The sequence below is a fragment of the Natrinema pallidum DSM 3751 genome, from assembly GCF_000337615.1.
Classification (GTDB): Archaea; Halobacteriota; Halobacteria; order Halobacteriales; family Natrialbaceae; genus Natrinema; species Natrinema pallidum.
The window spans coordinates 50,076-68,251 of record NZ_AOII01000088.1 but is presented as its reverse complement, the minus strand read 5'-3'; the positions used below and the strand labels follow the sequence as shown (position 1 = coordinate 68,251).

The window sequence follows — 18,176 nt, the reverse complement described above, 5'->3', positions numbered from 1 at the left end:
ACAACCGGTGTCCTACTCCGCTCGCTCCTCAAGTTTGTACTTCTGAATCTTGCCGCTCGTCGTCCGGGGCAGTTCCGCGACGAACTCGACCTCGCGGGGATGTTTGTAGCTGGCCACCGCCGCCAGACAGAACTCCGTGATCTCCTCGGCGGTGACGTCGCTGCCGGGAGTAACGCCCTCGGACGTAACCACGAACGCCTTCGGCACCTCGTTGCGCCGCTCGTCCGGAATCCCGACGACGGCGACGTCCGCGACGGCCTCGTGTTCCAGGATGAGCTCCTCGAGTTCGCTGGGATAGACGTTGTAGCCGGCGGTGTTGATCATGTGTTTCTTCCGGTCGACGATCTCGTAGTAGTTGTTCCTGTCGCGACGGGCGATATCGCCCGTGCGAAGGAATCCATTCTCGGTGAAGGCGGCCGCGGTCGCCTCGGGCAGTTCGAGATAGCCCGCCATGACCTGCGGGCCGCGGACGAGGAGTTCGCCCTCCTCGCCGGAGCCGACGTCCGCACCCGAGTCGTCGACGATCTTGCAGTCGGTCATCCGGAGCGGTTGGCCGATCGTCCCGTGTTTCAGCCCAAAGGTCGACCCCGACTGCGTGTGGGTCGCGCCGTGGGTCTCGGTGAGACCGTATCCCTCGGCGATATCGACGCCCGCGGTCTCCTCGAATCGCTCCTGAACTGCCGTCGAAAGCTTCGCACCGCCCTCGGAGGCCGACTCGAGGCTGGTGAGATCGTACTCGCCGAAGTCGTCGAGTTCGACCATATCCGCGTACATCGTCGTGACGCCGACGAAGTGAGTGATCCCCTCGTCCTCGATGAGTTGCAGACACTCCCGGGCGTCCCACTCGAGTGCGCTCCGGAAATAGAGCCGCCCGCCGCCGACCAGCGGCTGGAGGGCGGTGTGGGTGAAGCCGGTGATGTGGTAGAGGGGGAGCCAGGTCAGGCTGCGGACGTCCGCTGGCTCGACATCGACGTTCGAGGCGGTCAGCGGCCACATCAGCTGTGCGCGGGTATTTTCGTGGGTGAGCTTGACCCCCTTCGGATCGCCGGTCGTCCCCGAGGTGTACGGTAACAGCGCCACGTCGTCGTCGGCCCGCTCGACCAGCGTCGGCTCGCCACGCAGCTCCTCGAACGCGTGATCGTCCGGATCCCGCTCCCAGTCCTCGCTCCGGATGGTGATCACCGCGGGCTCCATGTCGGCGTCCGCGGTCGCCTGGGCCACGACATCCCGGAGTGCGGGGTGGGTGATGACCGCGCTCGCGTCCGTATCCGCCAACTGATAAGCCACTTCGCGGCGCTTGTACTGGGGATTGACCGGCGAGATTTCGACGCCGGCTTTGAACGCGCCGATCGAGGCGATCAGGTACTGCGGACAGTTCGGCAAGAAGAGCAGGGCACGATCGCCGGGCTCGAGGCCGATCCCGTGGAACCCGCCGGCGAGTTCGGCGGTCCAGTCGCGGACGTCCGCGTGGGTCCAGCGCCGGCCGTGATGTTCCATCGCCTGTGCGTCCCCGTGGTGGGCTGCCGTCCGATCGAACAGGTTCGCGACGTTGCCCGTTCGCGCAGCGTCGTCGATCGCCGTCAGGTCCATGCATTGTGGTACCGCCGGCCACGTTTAAAACATTAGCTCTCTAACACCCACTGGTCGGAAGCAAGCCGGGGTGCCGAGCCGGTCCGTGACGAGCGATACACTTAGGGGCGGGACTATTATATCTCTGACAGATGGCTCTCGAGTCCGTAACTCGACTGCGTGACTGCATCGACTCGGTCGATGTCGCCGTCGCTGCCGTCGACACCGGAGCGGCCGTCGATCTCGGCGTAGCGCCGAGCGTGATCGGATCGATCCTCGGGATCGTGGTCGGTAGAGCGGTTTTCGAGGCCGCGCTCGACGAATTCGATGTCGATCCGGCGCTGTGCTGGCTCGCCTTCGGGATGGTCGCCGTGGCGGCGGGTATCGTCCAGTTACGGGCGGGAAGCCGCTGGGTCGGTCCTGCGCTACTGGCGGCTGGCTGCTGGATCTGCCTCGACGGCCTGGCCGCGCGGCGGATGGACGACGACACAGCAGAGACCGACGAGCCCGACCTGACGAACGACGAGTACCACCTCGTCACACTGCACAGTCGCTGGCTGCTCGCGGCACTGCGCGAGGCCGACCGGCCGCTCACGAAGGCGGAACTCTGTGATCGGACCGGACTCATGGAGCCCGATTTCGACCGGGTCCTCGAGACCCACGATGGCTCGAGCCCGATCAAACGGGTCGGCAACGGCTACGTCCTGAACGAGGACGAGACCGGCATCCTCGCGGCCGTCCGGACAGCGCTGGGACTGGTATGGGGGCGGCTCGTCCGACCGGTTGGGTTGCTCAACTCGAGCGGCTGAGGCGGCGGCCAGGCGGTGTCACGGCTCTCGCGGGCGGTCGGCGCTCGGCTGGCTCACTCTTCGGCGTCCGAATCCGCCGATTCCACGCGCTTGCCCGTTTCCGTGGGGATCACGCGCCGGTCGGCGTCTTCCCACTCTTGCTCGAGTTCCCGCCCCTCGAACAGGCGGTCGAGGAAGACTGCCAGTCCGGCCACTTCGGAGTGGGGCTGATTCGTGACGCCGACGTTCCAGTCGGCTTCCTCGTAGACGTCGAACGGGACCTTCTCGGAGCCGACGACGAGCAAGAGCGGCTCGCCCGCGTCGACGTGAGCCGCCCGGATGTCGTCCTCGACGTCCTGGACGCGCTCGCCGTACATCGTGAGGTGGACGACGCTCCCCTCCCAGTTGCGGATGATTCCCTGTGGCCCCTCGATGAGTTCAGCCTCGAAGGGACCGCCGAAACGGTCGGTGATATCCGCGACGGTCTCGAGCGATTGGCCGGCGTTGTCGGGAAAGAGCACGCGGTCGGCCCCCAGCGCCCGCGCGGTCAGTCCGACGTGGGTCGTCATCCGGTCGTCCCGGCCGGGGCGGTGGCCGAGTCGAAGGACGGCGACCTCGGTGTCGTCGTGCATGCCCGTATTCACTCTCGGGCGAGGTTAGGGGGTTTCGTTTTCCGCTGCCGACGATCGGTCGAGCCCGCTCCGTGCGACCCCCAGCGCGGACGGCCCACGTGTCGCTCGAGACCGGACTCGTCACGGAACGTTCACTACGCGAGGTGACGGACAGCCGTGGGATGGAGAAACGCAACGAGGCCGCCATCGAGTGGGATGAGTACGACCGCGAGGAAACCGCGTTCCGCCGGACGGAACTCTCGAACGCCGTCGACGCTTCGGCCCTCGGCTGTAGCCTCTATGAACTCCCGCCCGGCGCTCGCTCCTGGCCCTCCCACTACCACACGGCAAACGAGGAAGCGCTCTACGTGCTGGCGGGCGACGGCCGACTGAAAACGGCGGACGGCCTCGAGCCGCTGACGGCCGGCGACTACGTGACCCTCCCGGCGGACGAACGCGGCGGCCACAGAGTCGTCAACGACGGCGCGGCACCGCTCCGGTATCTGGCGATATCGACGATGAACGAGCCGGACGTGACGGTCTACCCGGAATCGGACAAATTCGGCGTCTTCGTCGGCTCGCCGCCGGGGGGCCGCGACGAACGGCCGCTCGAGGGCTACTATCGCATCGACGATGAGACGGACTACTGGGACGGGACGGAATAGTGCTACGCCGCTCCGACCGAGCACCTGCCCCGCAACCGCCACTGGGACACCCATAGCTATTTGATAGCATCCGACTAACCGCCGGTATGACCAACGAGGGGGACGACGACCGATGGGCGACGTTCACCGACGGGTTCGTCGTTCCGATCGCCGGCCTGTTGGCGCTTCTGTTCGCCGTCATGGCCGGCATGACCGTTCGACCAGCCCTGTCCGGCTCCGCGTCGGATCTCTCGACGCCGCTCATTTTCGCCGGCGGAGCCCTCCTGTGTTTCCGTATCCGCCAGCGGGCAGTTGCGGCTCGAGACGACGACTGAGACGGGAGAAACGACGCCGGCTCCGTCGACCCGTGTTCACGTCCGGTCCCGCCGTCACTGCCGGGTGACCTGCTCGAGCGAGAAGAAGAAGCCGAAGTAGGCGACGATGCCCGCGAGCATGAACATGTAGAAAGCCCATCTCGGAGCGTCGACGAAGACGAAATCGAAGAGGAATCGTACGAGCGCGACCCAGACGACGGCGAACAGCAGGTCGTAGATCATTCCGGTCCCGTTGTCCGCGATGTGTTCGCGCACTCGATCGATGACGCTCATCGCGGCTGCCCTCCCGAACGCCGTGATACTGATTGGCTCATGGTGACGAATCGTGTCGATGGTGTCGCGGTCGTGTGTGGCCGCGTCAGTCCTCGGCCGTGTAGTCGACGACCAGGACGGGAACGTGCGTCGAGCGGAGCACGCGCTCGGTGACGCTCCCGAGTAACGCTCGGCGGACGCCGGAGCGGCCGTGACTGCCGATCACGATGAGGTCGATATCGTTGTCCGCGGCGTAGTCGGCGATCATCCGGTGGGGCTGGCCCCCGGCGTGACGCTCGGTCGCGGTCAGGCCGGCTGCCTCGGCCGCGTTCGTGACGTAGCCGGTCGCCTCCTCGGCGTCCTCGCGTAGCTCCGTCATGCCCTCGAACTGGCCCTGTCGGATTCGGTCGACCTGTTCGGCCCCCAGTCCGTACGCGATCGCGTCGGTGTCGGCAACGAACAGCGCGTGAATCTCCGCGTCGTACTTCGTGGCGATATCGATCGCCTGCTCGACCGCTGCTTCCGCGACGTTGCTCCCGTCCGTCGGCACGAGTATGCGTTCGTACATGGTTAGTCGTCCGCAGGTGCGCTTCCGTCTCGGTTCTTCTCGGCGACGATGTCCGCCGCAGTCTTATCACTTGGCATCGGATCGGGACTGTGACACTGTCGGACCATCTGTTTGGTCCGCAGCGGCGGCTCGGTGGTCACGAGCGAGACGGCGATCGTCACCGCGAACACGATCGGCGTCCCGACGAGCGCCGAGCCGATGGCCGGCATCCATGTCGAGATGACCTCGATACCGAGCCCTGCGCCACCGTTGACGAGACCGAAGTTCCCTTCGTTGATCATGGGAACGAACCAGACGACCAGGCCGGTCACCATGCCGCTGAGCGCACCCGGGCGGTTCGTGTTCTCCCACCAGAGCCCGAGGAAGAACATCGGGAACAGCACGATGGCCGCAAGCGAGAAGGCGAACCCGACTAGGGCTGCGATCGGCTGCTGGGGGTTCAGCGCGAAGACGATCGTGAGCGCGCCGATCAGGATGATGCTCAGGCGGCCGACGAGAACCTGCTGGCGCTGCGTCGCGTCTTCGTTGATGATGTTCGCGTAGATGTCGTGGGAGATCGCGGATGAGGCGGCGATGAACAGCCCAGCCGTCGTCGCGACGGCCGCGGCGATACCGCCGGCCGCGACGAATCCGACGAACCACGACGGTAAGTCAGCGAGCTGTGCGGCCAACACGACGAGCACGTCGCCGGCGGCGCTGGTCATGCCCGGATCCCCGTACACGGCACCGATCTCGTCGCCGTACAGCGCGGTTCCGATCGCGGCGAAGGCGGGCGCACTCAGGTACAGCAGCGAGATGAAGAACAGCCCCCAGGTACACGACCAGCGGGCCACACGTTCGTTTTTGACGGTGTAGAACCTGACCAACACGTGGGGGAGCCCACACGTCCCGAAGACCAGACTGAAACACGTCGCGACCCACAGGTAGTAGCTCCCGCCCGCGAACGGGGCCGAGAACTGCGTCCCGAGGCTGTCGATCATCATCCCGTACTCGAGTTGGGGCAACACGGTCGTGTACCCCGCGGACCAGCCCGTGACGACCAGTCCAAGCAGGAACGCGACGATGAGGATGACGTACTGGAGGACCATGTTCTTCGTCGCGCCGAGCATCCCCGACAGCGAGAGGTAGCCGACGGTGATGACCATAAATATCACCATCATCGTTTGGTACGCGGTCAACAAGCCACCGGTGAGCGCCGACCAGTCACCGAGGATGTACAACCCGACGAGTCCCATCCCGCGAGCCTGTCCGAGCGCGTAGACGAACCCGATCAGGAACGTGGTCACCGCCGCGAGTGCGCGTGCGGTATCGGAATTAAAGCGGTCGCCGACGAAGTCCGGCGCGGTGTACTTCCCGAACCGGCGCATCTGGGCGGCCATGAAGATAAGCAGGATGAAGTAACCGGTCGTCCAGCCGATGACGTACGCCAGGCCGTAGACGCCCGAAATGGCGACGGTCGCTGCCACACCGAGGTACGTCGCGGCCGACATCCAGTTGGCCCCGATCGCCATTCCGTTCTCGAGGTTCCCGATCGACCGACCCGCCACCCACATGTCGTCCGTGTCGGCGACCTTGAACATGAAGCCGGCCACGATGAACAACAGCATCATGCCGATGACGATGATCGACGGGAGGAGTTTGAACGAGACGTGCAGGTTCTCCGGGAGTAATTCGGAACCCGCCTGCAGCGGCATCAATTCCGCCGCGTCGATCGCGAGCGCCGCCGTTAGTGAGGCAGCGTCGATCATTCGTCGACACCTCCATCAGTCGCGGCCGCGTCGTCCGGGACGGTGTCGGTCGTCTCCGGTTCGGTAACGCCCTGTTCGATACCGTACTTCTCGTCGATCTGATCACGCTTCCGTGCGTACCACACCGAGAGGACGAGCGCCGCTCCCGGCCCGACGATGGCAAGCAAGAAGTAGTGTAACGGGAACCCGATCAGCGGCATCGACTGCGTCATCAGATCGGGCGCGAGACGTGTCGCCGTGATCGGTGCGAACGTCGTCAGAACCCAGATACCGAAGCCGATCCAGATGATCCGCAAGTGATCCCGCATGAACGGGGTCGCCGGCTTGAGTAGGTTGATCTCGACGTTCATGTAGTCGATCTGTTGTTCGCGCTCAACGTCGCTTATCCCGCCGTCGGTCGCGACATCGCGGGTATCGTCCGTCGTATCGTGATTGTTGTTGTCTGCCATAGGTCTGTCAATCTCCCTCGGTTAGCGTGTCGGTTCGAATCGGAAAACGTCAGTTCCGATCGGCGGTCTCAGTCCGTGTCGACCTGTGCTGCGATGTCGTCGACTACATCGGGATTGCGCAGCGTCGAGGTGTTCCCGAGTTCGTTCCCGCTCGCGATGTCCTCTAACAGCCGGCGCATGATCTTGCCCGACCGCGTCTTGGGCAGTTCGTGCGTGAAGACGATCTCTTCGGGCTTGGCGATCGGTCCGATGGAATCGAGGACGGCCTCCATGGCCTCCTCCTCGAGTTCGGCGTCACGGTCCTCGTAGCCGTCTTCGGGGATGACGTAGACGTAGACCGCCTCACCTTTGACCTCGTGGTCGCCGCCGACGACGGCGGCTTCGGCGATCCCCTCGACGCCGACGACGGCCGATTCGATCTCCATCGTCCCCAGTCGGTGGCCGGAGACGTTGATCACGTCGTCGACCCGACCGAGGATGGTGATGTAGCCGTCGTCGTCGATCTTTGCGCCGTCCTCGGGGAAGTAGACCCACTCGTCGGTCTCCTCGTCGGAGTACTCCTGCCAGTACTCCGAGATGAACCGCTCGTCGTTGTCGTACAGCGTGCGGAGCATGCCGGGCCACGGGTTGTTGACCGTGACGTAGCCGGCCTGTCCGGCGTCGACTTCCGCACCCTGTGCGTCGACGACGCGGGCGTCGATCCCCGGAAGGGGTGGTCCCGCCGAACCGGGTTTCATCGTGTTGATCCCCGGCAGCGTCGTGATCATCATGCCCCCGGTCTCGGTCTGCCACCAGGTGTCGACGATCGGGCACTCCTCGTTACCGATGTGTTTGTAGTACCACTTCCACGCCCGCGGATTGATCGGCTCCCCGACGGTGCCGAGCAAGCGCAGCGAGGACAGGTCGTGATTCTGCGTGTACTCCTCACCCCACTTCATGAACGCGCGAATCGCTGTCGGCGCGGTGTAGAAGATGTCGACCCCGTTCTTTTCGACGATCTCCCAGAGCCGGTCCTTATCGGGGTAGTCGGGCGTGCCCTCGTACATCACGCTCGTCGTCCCGAGCGCGAGCGGGCCGTAGACGATGTAGGAGTGGCCGGTGATCCAGCCGATGTCAGCCGAGCACCAGTAGGTGTCGTCGGCCTCGATGTCGAGGACGGCGTGGCTCGTCCAGGCACTGTAGGCGAGGTAGCCGCCGGTGGTGTGTTTGACTCCCTTGGGCTTGCCGGTCGTGCCCGACGTGTACATCAGGAACAGCATGTCCTCGGCGTCCCGGGAGACCGGCTCGACCGTCGACCCCTCGTGGTCGGCCACGAGTTCGTCGTAGTCGTGCTGGTTGTCCGCGAGGTCGTGCTCGAGATCGTCGCCCAGTCGGTCGACGACGACGACATCGGAGACTTCGTGGTCGACCCCCGCGAGCCCTTCGTTGGCCTTCGAGATGTGATCGAGGGCATCGCCGCGGCGATAGTAGCCGTCGCAGGTGACCAGATACTCGCTGTCGGCCGAGTTCATTCGGGTCGCCAGCGCGTCGGCCGAGAAGCCGGCGAAGACGACGCTATGGGGTGCGCCGATGCGGGCACACGCCAGCATGGCGATCGGCAACTCCGGCACCATCGGCATGTACAGCGTGACGACGTCGTCCTCTTCGACGCCGAGGTCGCGCAGCGTCGCGGCGACAGCCTCGACCTCGGCCAGGAGTTCGTCGTAGGTGTACGTACGCGTCTCGCCGAGTTCGCCCTCCCACTCGAGCGCGACGCTGTCGCCGCGACCCTCCTCGACGTGCCGGTCGAGGCAGTTGTACGACGCGTTGAGTTCGCCGCCGGTGAACCACTCGTAGAACGGTGCGTCGCCGTCCTCGAGAACGGTATCGTACTCTTCCTCCCACGAGAGCAACGCGGCTGCACGCTCCCAGCACTCCGGCCAGTTCTCCTCGAACTCGTCGTAGATCCCCGGATCGGTGACGTTTGCCTGCTCGACGAACGACTCGGGTGGCTCGAAGGCCGCCTGCTCCGCGAGTCGTGCCTCGAGGTTGGCATCCTCCTGTGTCATGGTACACCCACTCAATCGGGTACCCACATAGTAAAGCCGGCCTCTAGCTGTGCAAAACCGACTCGAGACTCCCGGCGATCTTTCGTCTCTATTGACTCTCGACGGCCGTGACAGGGGGTTCGTCGACCGGTCGGCCCCCCGGTATCGGGGCGCGACGCGTTGCGGAACGACGGCATATGAGTTTCAATTGACTGGTATGGCAAACGAGATGCCCGGATCGGGCGGACCGTCTAGAGACTTAGTCCCAGTCCCCACGTGATCGGCCGCCTACTCCTCAGGATCGTCGAGGAACGTTCGGAGCAGTTCGTGTTGGCCTTTCCGCAAGTGATTGTGCAGCGTCGGGGAGGAGACGCCCATGGCGTCGGCGACTTCCTCGGCCGTGCTCTCCCGAGGCCAGTCGTAGTAGCCGCCGAAGTAGGCCGCGCGGAGGGCAGCCTCCTGGCGGTCGGTTAACCGATCCTCGAGCCCTTCGCGGAACTCGCGAGCGGTCTGGACGGTCCGCTCGGTCTCGCGTTTCCCGACCAGTTCGGAGTCGGGGAACGCCGAACGGAGACCGTCGAGGATCGTCCTGAGGTCGGCGTCGGCCGCGCAGTCGCCGGTGATCGCCGCCGACCCGCCCTCGAAGAGCGCCTCGTGGACGGTCACACCGTACTCGGTCAGCGTGACGATCGGACAGGAGCCCTCGACGACGAACTCGACGCGCCAGCCGTCCTCGTCGGTCTCGATCAGCCGGCAGTCCTCGATCCCGGCGGCGGTGTCGGCGAGATCGAAGACATCGGCCGGCGACGCCCCCTCGAGTCGAACGTAGTAGAGGTGGGTCGATTCGTCGATCGGAACCAGCGAGTCGAGCTCGAAGCGGCAGTCGAGTCGACGCGAGGTATCGACGAAAAAGGAGCGCTCGTCTCGACAGGCGACTTCGAGTTCGAGCAGGCGGTCGGACAGCAGCAGGTTCCGGCGACGGATGGCACCGATCGCGTAACCGACTTGCCGGCCGATCGTCGCCAGCCACGTGCGTTCGTCGTCCGCGAACGCATCCGTGCGCTCGGTCGCGACCGATAGCGTTCCGTAGACGGTATCACCGTACTCGAGCGCGACCCTCGCGACGGCTCCCTCGAACTGGTTGTCTGCCTCGAGCGTCGCCGTGACATCGTCCGCGACCAGCACCGTCCCCTCCTCCGGAACGGCCTCGGCTGCCGACGCCGAGCGCTCGAGTGGCGCGGTCGGATCGGCCGCTTGCCAGTCATCGGGGACGACGCGCTCGATCGCATCGGGATCGATCCCGCTGGACGCGAGTCGTCCTCGTCGGTCCGCGATCGTCGCCCGGTCGATCCAGGCGAACTCGTAGGCTCGGCCGTCGGCGAGCGCGTCACACGTCCGCGTCTCCACCCCCTCGTGATCCGTCGATTCGAGCAACGCCGCGGTCAGGTCCCGATGTCGCCGGGCGACGGCGTACAGCCGGTCGAGTTCGTCACGGCGCTGGCGGGCGGCCTCGAGTGCCTCGTGTGCGGCCGTCCCGTCGCGGACGAAGACGGCGAAGCCGCGGTGGCGGCCCTGATCGTCCCGGAGCGGCGAGACGACTTCGGTCGCGCGAAACCGCGAGCCGTCCTCGTGGACGCGCCACCCCTCGGTTTCGCAACCGGATTCGTCGAGCGCCGTCGAGAGCGTGCGTTCGGGAGCGCCCGATTCGACGGCGTCGTCGGTGTAGAACGCGGAGACGTGGGTGCCGACGATCTCGCCGGCCCGGTAGCCGAACAGTGCGGCCGCGCTGCGGTTCCAGCGCTCGACGTAGCCGTCCGCGTCGAGACGGACGAGCGCGTACCGATCGCTGGCGGCCAACAGGAGCCGCACGACGCTGTCGTCGCTCACGGCGGGTCCGGACTGGGGGTCGCCGGAGCGAGGGCCGGACGGCCCCTCGACGGCGTCGAAGGCGTCGACGATCTCGGTGTCGGTCGGCTCGGGCAGATAGGACTCGAGGGCTTCGAAACTGCGCCAGCCGCCCGCGGTTTTGACCACGCGAGGATTGACGTCGTGGTCGACCAGCGCGGTGTGGGCGAAGTACCGGCGGAGATCGCTCGTCGAAACGTCGGCGAGTGCGGACTCGTCGAACAGCTCGCTCGCCCGATCGGCGACGTCCGAGACCAGCATCTGGAGCCGACGGGGCGTAACGGTAAACACCCGATCGTCGCTCGAGAGATCGTTGCTCCGGGCGTATCGGCGGAGCTCCCGTTCGACGCGGGTCGGGAGGTACGCGGTTCGAGTTCCCCGATCGTCGGCAGTCGGCACGCGGATCAGGTATCGCGGCGGGTCGATCCGTACCTGCTCGATGTCGCCGATCGAGAGCCGGGTCAGTTCGGTCGGTCGAAGCCCGACGTCACCGCAGAGTCGGATCACCAGCGCTTCACGGTAGGTCTCGGCCGCATCGAGCAGCGACTCGTACTCCCGCCGGGTGAGTACCGCCCCCACAGTCCCCTCGAAGCCCATCGAATCTGATTCGCCTATTCTGGCGACGCGAACATAATTGTATCGTCTATTGCGGTCAGTCGCGGGAGAGCGACGGGTGGAGCGGCGGCAGCCGGTGTGCGACCGGTTTCGCATTCGTGATATCCGCGAACCGCTACCGGTCCGCGTCCTCGCGATCGTCCGCGTCGCCGATCTCGGCCTGGATTTCGCCGACGATTTCGGGATTACGAAGCGCCGAAGTATCACCCAGTTCCTCGCCGTTGGCGACGTCCTCGAGCAGGCGGCGCATGATCTTGCCCGACCGCGTCTTGGGGAGTTCCGGGGTGAAGATTACCGCTTCGGGCCGGGCGAGCGGTCCGATCGCGGACTCGACGTTGTCGCGGATCGCCCGTCGAATCTCCCGGCCGGAGTCGTGCCCGCTCTCCGTGCTGACGTAGGCGTAGATATCCGTCTCGCCGGTCTCGCTCGAGCGGCCGACGACGGCGGCCTCGGCGACGCCGTCGGCGTCGGCGATCGCGCTCTCGATCTCCACGGTTCCCAGCCGATGGCCCGAGACCGAGATCACGTCGTCGACCCGCCCGAGAACGGTGATGTAGCCGTCCTCGTCGACGCGGGCCGTGTCACCACTGAAGTAGCGCCAGTCGTCGGATGCGGGCTCGGAAAACCGCCGCCAGTACTCCGCGACGAAGCGCTCGTCGTTGTCGTACAGCGTCCGGGCCATCCCGGGCCAGGGCCGGCCGATCGTGAGGTAGCCGGTTTCGCCGGGCGCGACGTCGTCGCCGGCCTCGTCGACGACCCGGGCGTCGATCCCCGGTAGCGGCGGGCCGGCGGACCCGGGCTTCATCGCGTCGATGCCGGGGAGCGTGGAGATCGTCACCGCGCCGGTTTCGGTCTGCCACCAGGTGTCGACGACCGGGCAGTCCCCGCCGCCGATATGTTCGCGATACCAGTTCCAGGGGCGCGGGCTGATCGGCTCGCCGACGGTCCCGAGCAGGCGCAGCGAGGATAGATCGTGGTCGCCGGGGTAGTCCGACCCCCACTTCATGAACGCGCGGATCGCCGTCGGCGCGGTGTAGAAGACGTCGACGGCGTTGCGGTCGACGATCTCCCAGAGCCGATCCCGGTCGGGATAGTCCGGCGTCCCCTCGTACATCACCGTCGTCGTCCCGAGCGCGAGCGGGCCGTAGACGATGTAGGAGTGGCCGGTGATCCACCCGATGTCGGCGGCACACCAGTAGGTATCGTCGGGCTTGACGTCGAGAACGGCGTGGCTCGTCCACGCGACGTGGGCGAGGTAGCCGCCGGTCGAGTGGACGACGCCTTTCGGCTCACCGGTCGTTCCCGACGTGTACATCAGGAACAGCATGTCCTCGGCACCTCGGGACACCGGCGCGACGGTCTCGCCCGCGAACTCATCACGGAGATCGTGGTAGTCCCACTCGTCGTCGCCGAGAACGTGGGGCAAGTCGTCGCCGAGCCGATCGACGACGACGGTTCGAACGTCCTGCTCGAGGGCGATGCGGGCGTTGTCCGCCTTGCTCTTCTGGTTGAACGCATCGCCCCGTCGGTAGTAGCCGTCGCAGGTGACCAGATACTCGCTGTCGGCGGCGTCCATCCGTGTCGCGAGCGCGTCCGCCGAGAGCCCGGCGAAGACGACGCTGTGGGGCGCGCCGATCCGGGCGCAGGCGAGCATCGCGATCGGCAACTCCGGGATCATCGGCAGGTAGATCGTCACGACATCGTCTTCCTCGACGCCGCGGTCCCGCAGGGCCGCCGCGAACTCGTTGACCTCGACGTAAAGGTCCCGGTAGGTGTAGGTTCGGCGCTCGCCCCGTTTGCCCTCCCAGCGGATCGCGGCGTGGTTCTTCCGCCCCGACTCGAGGTGCCGGTCCAGGCAGTTGTACGAGGCGTTGAGCCGTCCGTCGGCGAACCAGCGATAGAACGGGGCGTCCCCGTCCGCGAGGACCGTCTCGTAGGGCTCGTCCCACGAGAGGAGGGCGGCCGCACGCTCCCAACAGTCCGGCCAGTTCGTCTCGAACTCGTCGTGGACCCCCGGGTCCGAGACGTTCGCCTGCTCGACGAACGACTCGGGTGGGGCGTGGGTGGTGCCGCTGGACGTGGACGCGTCTCGACCCCACCCGTTCCGATCGACCATGTCTCGTCCGAACCGTGGATGGTCAGGGGAATAAACGTTCCTCCGAATCGCCGTGCAGTGGACGTGTCGCACCCGGCCGCCCCGGGGCGGTCCTCGCGTCGATCAGAGGCCGCCCTGCGTCGAATCGATGTCGGCTATCTCCTCGGGATCGACCTCGTGTTCGGGTGCGCGAACGACGTAGACGTCGTACCGGTGATCGCTCGCGACCGGCCCGCCGACGCTCGACTGCGGCGCGATGACCGAGCCCGCGTTCTCCGAGCCGATGAACACGACCGACGCCTCGATATCGGCGGCGACACGTCGTATCTCGCGGACGACGTTCGTCGTCGACGTCGCGGTCGGTTCGTCCGAACTGACCCGCTCGGTCCGGACCGTCGCCGCCGGCGCGACCTCGTCGGCACGGCGCTGCATCCCCGCGGCGATCGCTTCCGTATCGAACGGCTCACCCTGCGTGATCCAGCCTCGGTCCCGCGCGTAGTCGGCATCGTCCGGAATCACCGTCAGAACGACGACCTCCTCGGCAAGCAGGTCGCCGAACGTCGACGCCCGCTCGAGCGCTTTCGTCGCCAGTTCCGACCCGTCGAAGGGAACGAGCAGTGACATACGACTACGTCACACGACAGACGAGGTAAACGTTCGGCCCGTGACACCGGCTAGCCGACGACCAGTACCGGCCGATCCGCGATCCGGACGACCCTGTCGACGGTACTGCCGAGCAACGCCCCCTTGAACGACGACCGGCCGCGGGAACCGAGCACGATCGTGCTCGCCTCCCGTTCGCCCGCGTACTCGAGGATTTCCTCGTGGGGGACGCCCGATCGAACCGCCGTTTCGACGGCCACGTCGGCCGCGTCGGCCGCTGTCGCCGCCGACTCGAGGGCCGCGAGCCGGGCCGCCGCGCGCTCTTCGAGGTGCTGTCGTACCTCGTCGGGATCGACGATGCCGGTATCGTACGCAGTCCGTTCGTCGATGACGGCGATACCGTACAGCGGCGCGTCGAACCGGTCCGCGAGCGCGATCGCGTGCTCGACCGCGGTCGCCGCGGCCTCGCTCCCGTCGGTCGCGACCAGAACGGAATCGTACATGGGCATCGATACGAGTCCCCTCGAGAAAGGGTTATGGCTCGGAACGGTGACGGACACCGCGGGTCCCATATGGTCACCGAACGCGGGTTCGTTCGTCCCCTCGCCGTCCGTCGCTCACTCTTCGGTCCGCTCGTCCCTCGCGACGCCCCGCGCTGCCGTCGCCTTCACCGAAGCGACGATCGACCGCCCCGGCTCGAGTCCCAGGGCCGCGACGCTCCGCCGCGTAACCAGCGCCACGAGGTCGCTCCCCTCGTCGCCGTCCGCGAGCGTGACGCCCACTCTCGCGACCGCGTCGCCGGTCTCGAGCCACGAGACGGTCCCCGGAAACCGGTTCCGGACGCTCGTCCCCTCGGCTCGAGGGACATCCCTCGGCGCGTGCAAACTGACCGCGTCGGAGCGGATCGTCACGGACGCGGTGGCGGCGTCGGTCGGGACGACAGCCAGCACGTCGCCGGCACCGGTTTCGACGGTCGCGAGTTCACCGTCGCGGTCGACGACCGGCCCCGTGAGCACCGTCTCGTCGACGCGGGCGACGCCCTCGTAGGCCGCGACCAGCCGATCGAACCGCGCCAGCAGGTCCCTGGCGGTCCCCGTCAGGGAACTCCCGCCGCCGTCGGCCCCGCCCCGGGTCCGCTCGACTAACGGTCCGGCCGCCGCCTCGAGTTCGACCACCCGCTGCTGGAGGCGCGGGTACGACCGTTCGAGGGCCGCCGCCGCACCCGACAGCGAGCCACGATCGTCGATCGCGCGTAACATCGCGACATCGCTGCGGTCGATGCTTACGTCGTCGATCCGTAGGTAGGGGTCGAACTCCTTTTCCATGGGTATCGGTCCCCGGTGGGAGCCCCGTCGAGGCCGACGGGGGTCTCGAGTCACCCTTCGCGGTCAGACGAGAAGTTCGTTGTCATCGTACAGCAGATCGCCGCGGACGAACCGCGCGGTCCGTTCGTCCCGTGGGTCCTCGAACACCCGCTCGGGCGGGCCGATCTCGATCAGTTCGCCGTCGAGCAGGAAGGCGACCCGATCCGAGACCCGCTCGGCCTGGTGCATGTCGTGGGTCGCGAGCAACACGCCGTGATCGCGGTCGCGTGCCTGCCCGATCGCCCGCTCGAGGATGGCCGTGTTCCGCGGGTCGAGATCGGACGTCGGCTCGTCGAGGACGAGCAGTTCCGGGCGGGGTGCGAGCGCGCGGGCGAACGACACCCGCTGGGCCTCCCCGCCCGACAGCGACGCCGCGTCCCGGTCCCACTCGTCCCCGAGACCGACGAGTTCGAGCGCCTCGAGCGTCCGATCGTCGACCGTCGGCGACCCGTGAATCCAGCGGGCCGCGAGCCGCTCGGCGAAGCCCCGGAGCCGGCTGGCCCACGGCCGGCGAATCCGCCGTCCGGCGTCGACGTTGCGCGCCACCGAGGTCCCGAACAGGCTCGCCTGCTGGAAGACGACCCCGATTCGCCGCCGGAGCGCGAGGCGATCGTCTCGCGGGAGCGACCACGGCTCCGTCCCGTCACAGCGGACCGCGCCGTCGGACGGTCGCTCGAATAAGGCGGCCAGCCGCAAGAGCGTCGACTTGCCGGCTCCCGACGGGCCGATCACCGTCACGACTTCGCCCGCGCCGACGGTCAGCGAGATGTCGGTCAGAATTGGCGTCCCGTCGACGCCGTAAGACGCACACTCGAGCTCGAAGTTCATGGCCGTCTCACCGTGATCGTGGTCGGGGCGACGGGGTGCGCTCGCACGGTCATCGGCCCCCGAGCCGCAGGACGATCCCGTTGACGAGCAACACGAGGACGAGCAACACGGCACCGAGGACCAGCGCCGTCTCGAACTCGCCTTTCCGGACCTCGAACTGGATCGCGGTCGTCAGGGTCCGGGTTTTCGAGGTCCCGTCGGCGTAGGCGATGTTGCCGCCCACGATGAGGACGGAGCCGACCTCGCTGATCGCGCGGCCGAAGCCCGCGAGAATACCGGTGATGACGCCGTATCGTGCCTCCTTGAGCGTAATGAGGGCGACGTCCGCTCGAGTCCCGCCGATCCCGTAGGCTGCGTCTCGAACGGCATCGTCGACGCTCTCGACCGCCGAGAGGGCGACGCCGGTGATCACCGGTGTAGCGAGCACGAGTTGCGAGATGATCATGGCCTCCGGCGTATAGATGAGGTTCAGCGTTCCCAGCGGGCCTCGATTCGAAAGGACGTACCAGACGAGGAGCCCGACGACGACGCTCGGAAACCCCATGCCAGTGTTGATGACGGCCGTGACGAACCGTTTTCCCCGGAAGTCCGCGAACCCGACGGCGAAGGCGATCGGGAGGCTCACGGCGGTGCTCAGCAGGATTGCGAACAGACTGACCGTCAGCGATAGCCGGATAACGCTTCGGAGATAGGTCGGATCGGAGAGGGCATCGATTGGCATTGGTAAGTCCCCGGAGGCGGTCGGGTGGCGGCTGCGTCACTCGTCCGCGGAGTCCGGCTGCCATCCCTCCGGAACGTACTGCTGGAAGTTCGGTTCCGCGGACAGCGCCTCGGGATAGAACAACTGCTCCCCGTTTGCCGTAAACTCCGCGATGATCTCCTGTCCCTCGGGGCTCGTCACGAAGCCGATGTAGGTCATCGCGAGCTGGTAGTTGACGTTCGAGTGAATCTCGGGATTGACCGCCATGATCCCGTACGGGTTCGCGAGCAACTCCGGCCCGTCCTCGATCGGGCCTTGAACCAGAATCTCGAGGTCGATGTCGTCCCGCGAGAGGTACGTCCCCCGATCCGCGAGCGTGTAGGCTCCGGCCTCGTTGGCGTGGGTCAGCGTCTCGCCCATCCCCTGGCCGAGGCTCCGATACCACTCGCCGCCGGGTTCGTTGTCCGCGTGCTCCCAAATGACGAGCTCTTTCGTGTGTGTCCCGGACTCGTCTCCGCGAGAGACGAACGGCGCGTGCGCACTCGCGATGGCGTCGAAGGCGGCCGCCGCCCCCTCGGTGTCGCTTGCACCCGCCGGATCGTCGCTCGGACCGACGATCACGAAATCGTTGAACATCAGGTCCCGCCGGTTGACGCCATACCCCTCCTGCATGAACTCGTCCTCGCGCGACCGGGCGTGGACCAGAATGACATCGGCGTTCCCGTCTCGAGCCGAGCGGATCGCGGCTCCCGTCCCTTCCGCGTTGGCCGCAACGCGCGTCCCGAAGCGCTCCTCGAACGCTACGTTGATCTCGTCGAGCAGTCCCGTCGCTTCCGTGCTGGTCGTCGTCGCGAGCGCGAGTTCCTCCCCGGCGATCGATCCCTCGCCCTCGGCGTCCGATCCGAGGCAGCCCCCGACGGCCGCGGCGATCCCCGCCGCACCCGCTCCGAGTAGCGCCCGCCGTCGATATTCCATCTATGGAACAACGATGGAATACAGTGGGATAAACGTACCGCCCAAGGAACCCGTCGATGGTTACGAACCGCTCTCGAGGACCCACTGCGGGCGAACGCGT

Annotated in this window: 18 protein-coding genes; 3 read left to right on the top strand and 15 right to left on the bottom strand. The window is 66.7% G+C overall.

The genetic code is table 11. The annotated features are described in order from the left end of the window. Positions 1-12: 12 nt before the first annotated feature. Positions 13-1,590, bottom strand: coding sequence for a class I adenylate-forming enzyme family protein (locus C487_RS14450; protein ID WP_006186552.1), 1,578 nt, complete (start codon positions 1,588-1,590; stop codon positions 13-15). 131 nt (positions 1,591-1,721) lie between these two features. On the opposite strand from C487_RS14450, the gene C487_RS14445 reads away from it, so the two are divergent. Further along, positions 1,722-2,378, top strand: coding sequence for a hypothetical protein (locus C487_RS14445; protein WP_006186551.1), 657 nt, complete (start codon positions 1,722-1,724; stop codon positions 2,376-2,378). A 53-nt stretch (positions 2,379-2,431) separates the two neighbouring features. Here the strand turns inward: C487_RS14445 and C487_RS14440 are convergent, their stop codons facing one another. Then, on the bottom strand, positions 2,432-2,989 hold the full coding sequence (locus tag C487_RS14440) for a tRNA (cytidine(56)-2'-O)-methyltransferase (protein WP_006186550.1): 558 nt from the start codon (positions 2,987-2,989) through the stop codon (positions 2,432-2,434). A 161-nt stretch (positions 2,990-3,150) separates the two neighbouring features. Between C487_RS14440 and C487_RS14435 the strand changes: the two genes are divergently transcribed. Both C487_RS14435 and C487_RS14430 read left to right on the top strand, forming a co-directional pair. Beyond that, positions 3,151-3,633, top strand: a complete 483-nt coding sequence (locus C487_RS14435; protein ID WP_049908181.1) for a cupin domain-containing protein — start codon at positions 3,151-3,153, stop codon at positions 3,631-3,633. A gap of 86 nt (positions 3,634-3,719) precedes the next feature. Continuing rightward, a complete protein-coding gene (locus C487_RS14430) occupies positions 3,720-3,947 on the top strand; it encodes a hypothetical protein (protein WP_006186548.1) in 228 nt (75 codons plus the stop codon). A 54-nt stretch (positions 3,948-4,001) separates the two neighbouring features. Here C487_RS14430 and C487_RS14425 read toward each other — a convergent pair whose 3' ends face one another. The 13 genes from C487_RS14425 to C487_RS14365 form a co-directional block, all read right to left on the bottom strand. Further along, positions 4,002-4,220 carry a hypothetical protein gene (locus tag C487_RS14425; RefSeq protein WP_006186547.1) on the bottom strand — a complete coding sequence of 73 codons (219 nt, stop codon included), beginning with the start codon at positions 4,218-4,220 and terminating at the stop codon, positions 4,002-4,004. A gap of 85 nt (positions 4,221-4,305) precedes the next feature. Further along, positions 4,306-4,767: a universal stress protein gene (locus C487_RS14420; protein ID WP_006186546.1), complete on the bottom strand. Its 462-nt coding sequence runs from the start codon at positions 4,765-4,767 to the stop codon at positions 4,306-4,308. Positions 4,768-4,769: 2 nt separating this feature from the next. Continuing rightward, positions 4,770-6,515, bottom strand: a complete 1,746-nt coding sequence (locus C487_RS14415; protein ID WP_006186545.1) for a sodium:solute symporter family transporter — start codon at positions 6,513-6,515, stop codon at positions 4,770-4,772. Next, the gene (locus C487_RS14410; protein ID WP_006186544.1) at positions 6,512-6,964 is read right to left on the bottom strand and encodes a DUF4212 domain-containing protein; all 453 of its coding nucleotides are present in this window, start codon (positions 6,962-6,964) and stop codon (positions 6,512-6,514) included. Before C487_RS14410 ends, C487_RS14415 begins: the two co-directional genes overlap by 4 nt. A 68-nt stretch (positions 6,965-7,032) precedes the next feature. Then, a complete protein-coding gene (gene acs, locus C487_RS14405; RefSeq protein WP_006186543.1) occupies positions 7,033-9,012 on the bottom strand; it encodes an acetate--CoA ligase in 1,980 nt (659 codons plus the stop codon). Between the two features lie 267 nt (positions 9,013-9,279). Beyond that, on the bottom strand, positions 9,280-11,493 hold the full coding sequence (locus tag C487_RS14400; RefSeq protein WP_006186542.1) for a bacterio-opsin activator domain-containing protein: 2,214 nt from the start codon (positions 11,491-11,493) through the stop codon (positions 9,280-9,282). A gap of 133 nt (positions 11,494-11,626) precedes the next feature. Then, positions 11,627-13,627 carry an acetate--CoA ligase gene (gene acs / locus C487_RS14395; RefSeq protein ID WP_006186541.1) on the bottom strand — a complete coding sequence of 667 codons (2,001 nt, stop codon included), beginning with the start codon at positions 13,625-13,627 and terminating at the stop codon, positions 11,627-11,629. A 102-nt stretch (positions 13,628-13,729) separates the two neighbouring features. Further along, entirely contained in the window at positions 13,730-14,230 is a 501-nt protein-coding gene (locus C487_RS14390) for a universal stress protein (RefSeq protein WP_006186540.1), read from the bottom strand. 50 nt (positions 14,231-14,280) lie between these two features. Continuing rightward, entirely contained in the window at positions 14,281-14,712 is a 432-nt protein-coding gene (locus tag C487_RS14385) for a universal stress protein (RefSeq protein ID WP_006186539.1), read from the bottom strand. Between the two features lie 114 nt (positions 14,713-14,826). Next, the gene (locus tag C487_RS14380) at positions 14,827-15,534 is read right to left on the bottom strand and encodes a TOBE domain-containing protein (RefSeq protein ID WP_006186538.1); all 708 of its coding nucleotides are present in this window, start codon (positions 15,532-15,534) and stop codon (positions 14,827-14,829) included. 63 nt (positions 15,535-15,597) lie between these two features. Then, a complete protein-coding gene (locus C487_RS14375) occupies positions 15,598-16,401 on the bottom strand; it encodes an ATP-binding cassette domain-containing protein (protein ID WP_006186537.1) in 804 nt (267 codons plus the stop codon). Positions 16,402-16,450: 49 nt separating this feature from the next. Continuing rightward, on the bottom strand, positions 16,451-17,122 hold the full coding sequence (locus C487_RS14370; protein WP_006186536.1) for an ABC transporter permease: 672 nt from the start codon (positions 17,120-17,122) through the stop codon (positions 16,451-16,453). Between the two features lie 36 nt (positions 17,123-17,158). After that, positions 17,159-18,076, bottom strand: coding sequence for a substrate-binding domain-containing protein (locus tag C487_RS14365; RefSeq protein WP_006186535.1), 918 nt, complete (start codon positions 18,074-18,076; stop codon positions 17,159-17,161). Between the last annotated feature and the right edge of the window lie 100 nt (positions 18,077-18,176).

What these genes read in the sequence shown, in the direction of transcription:
- C487_RS14370 (WP_006186536.1), bottom strand. Translation starts at nt 17,122, where the DNA reads ATGCCAATCGATGCCCTCTCCGATCCGACCTATCTCCGAAGCGTTATC.
- C487_RS14445 (WP_006186551.1), top strand. Translation starts at nt 1,722, where the DNA reads ATGGCTCTCGAGTCCGTAACTCGACTGCGTGACTGCATCGACTCGGTC.
- C487_RS14435 (WP_049908181.1), top strand. Translation starts at nt 3,151, where the DNA reads ATGGAGAAACGCAACGAGGCCGCCATCGAGTGGGATGAGTACGACCGC.
- C487_RS14375 (WP_006186537.1), bottom strand. Translation starts at nt 16,401, where the DNA reads ATGAACTTCGAGCTCGAGTGTGCGTCTTACGGCGTCGACGGGACGCCA.
- acs (WP_006186543.1), bottom strand. Translation starts at nt 9,012, where the DNA reads ATGACACAGGAGGATGCCAACCTCGAGGCACGACTCGCGGAGCAGGCG.
- acs (WP_006186541.1), bottom strand. Translation starts at nt 13,627, where the DNA reads ATGGTCGATCGGAACGGGTGGGGTCGAGACGCGTCCACGTCCAGCGGC.
- C487_RS14385 (WP_006186539.1), bottom strand. Translation starts at nt 14,712, where the DNA reads ATGTACGATTCCGTTCTGGTCGCGACCGACGGGAGCGAGGCCGCGGCG.
- C487_RS14425 (WP_006186547.1), bottom strand. Translation starts at nt 4,220, where the DNA reads ATGAGCGTCATCGATCGAGTGCGCGAACACATCGCGGACAACGGGACC.
- C487_RS14430 (WP_006186548.1), top strand. Translation starts at nt 3,720, where the DNA reads ATGACCAACGAGGGGGACGACGACCGATGGGCGACGTTCACCGACGGG.
- C487_RS14440 (WP_006186550.1), bottom strand. Translation starts at nt 2,989, where the DNA reads ATGCACGACGACACCGAGGTCGCCGTCCTTCGACTCGGCCACCGCCCC.
- C487_RS14415 (WP_006186545.1), bottom strand. Translation starts at nt 6,515, where the DNA reads ATGATCGACGCTGCCTCACTAACGGCGGCGCTCGCGATCGACGCGGCG.
- C487_RS14450 (WP_006186552.1), bottom strand. Translation starts at nt 1,590, where the DNA reads ATGGACCTGACGGCGATCGACGACGCTGCGCGAACGGGCAACGTCGCG.
- C487_RS14365 (WP_006186535.1), bottom strand. Translation starts at nt 18,076, where the DNA reads ATGGAATATCGACGGCGGGCGCTACTCGGAGCGGGTGCGGCGGGGATC.
- C487_RS14390 (WP_006186540.1), bottom strand. Translation starts at nt 14,230, where the DNA reads ATGTCACTGCTCGTTCCCTTCGACGGGTCGGAACTGGCGACGAAAGCG.
- C487_RS14420 (WP_006186546.1), bottom strand. Translation starts at nt 4,767, where the DNA reads ATGTACGAACGCATACTCGTGCCGACGGACGGGAGCAACGTCGCGGAA.
- C487_RS14380 (WP_006186538.1), bottom strand. Translation starts at nt 15,534, where the DNA reads ATGGAAAAGGAGTTCGACCCCTACCTACGGATCGACGACGTAAGCATC.
- C487_RS14410 (WP_006186544.1), bottom strand. Translation starts at nt 6,964, where the DNA reads ATGGCAGACAACAACAATCACGATACGACGGACGATACCCGCGATGTC.
- C487_RS14400 (WP_006186542.1), bottom strand. Translation starts at nt 11,493, where the DNA reads ATGGGCTTCGAGGGGACTGTGGGGGCGGTACTCACCCGGCGGGAGTAC.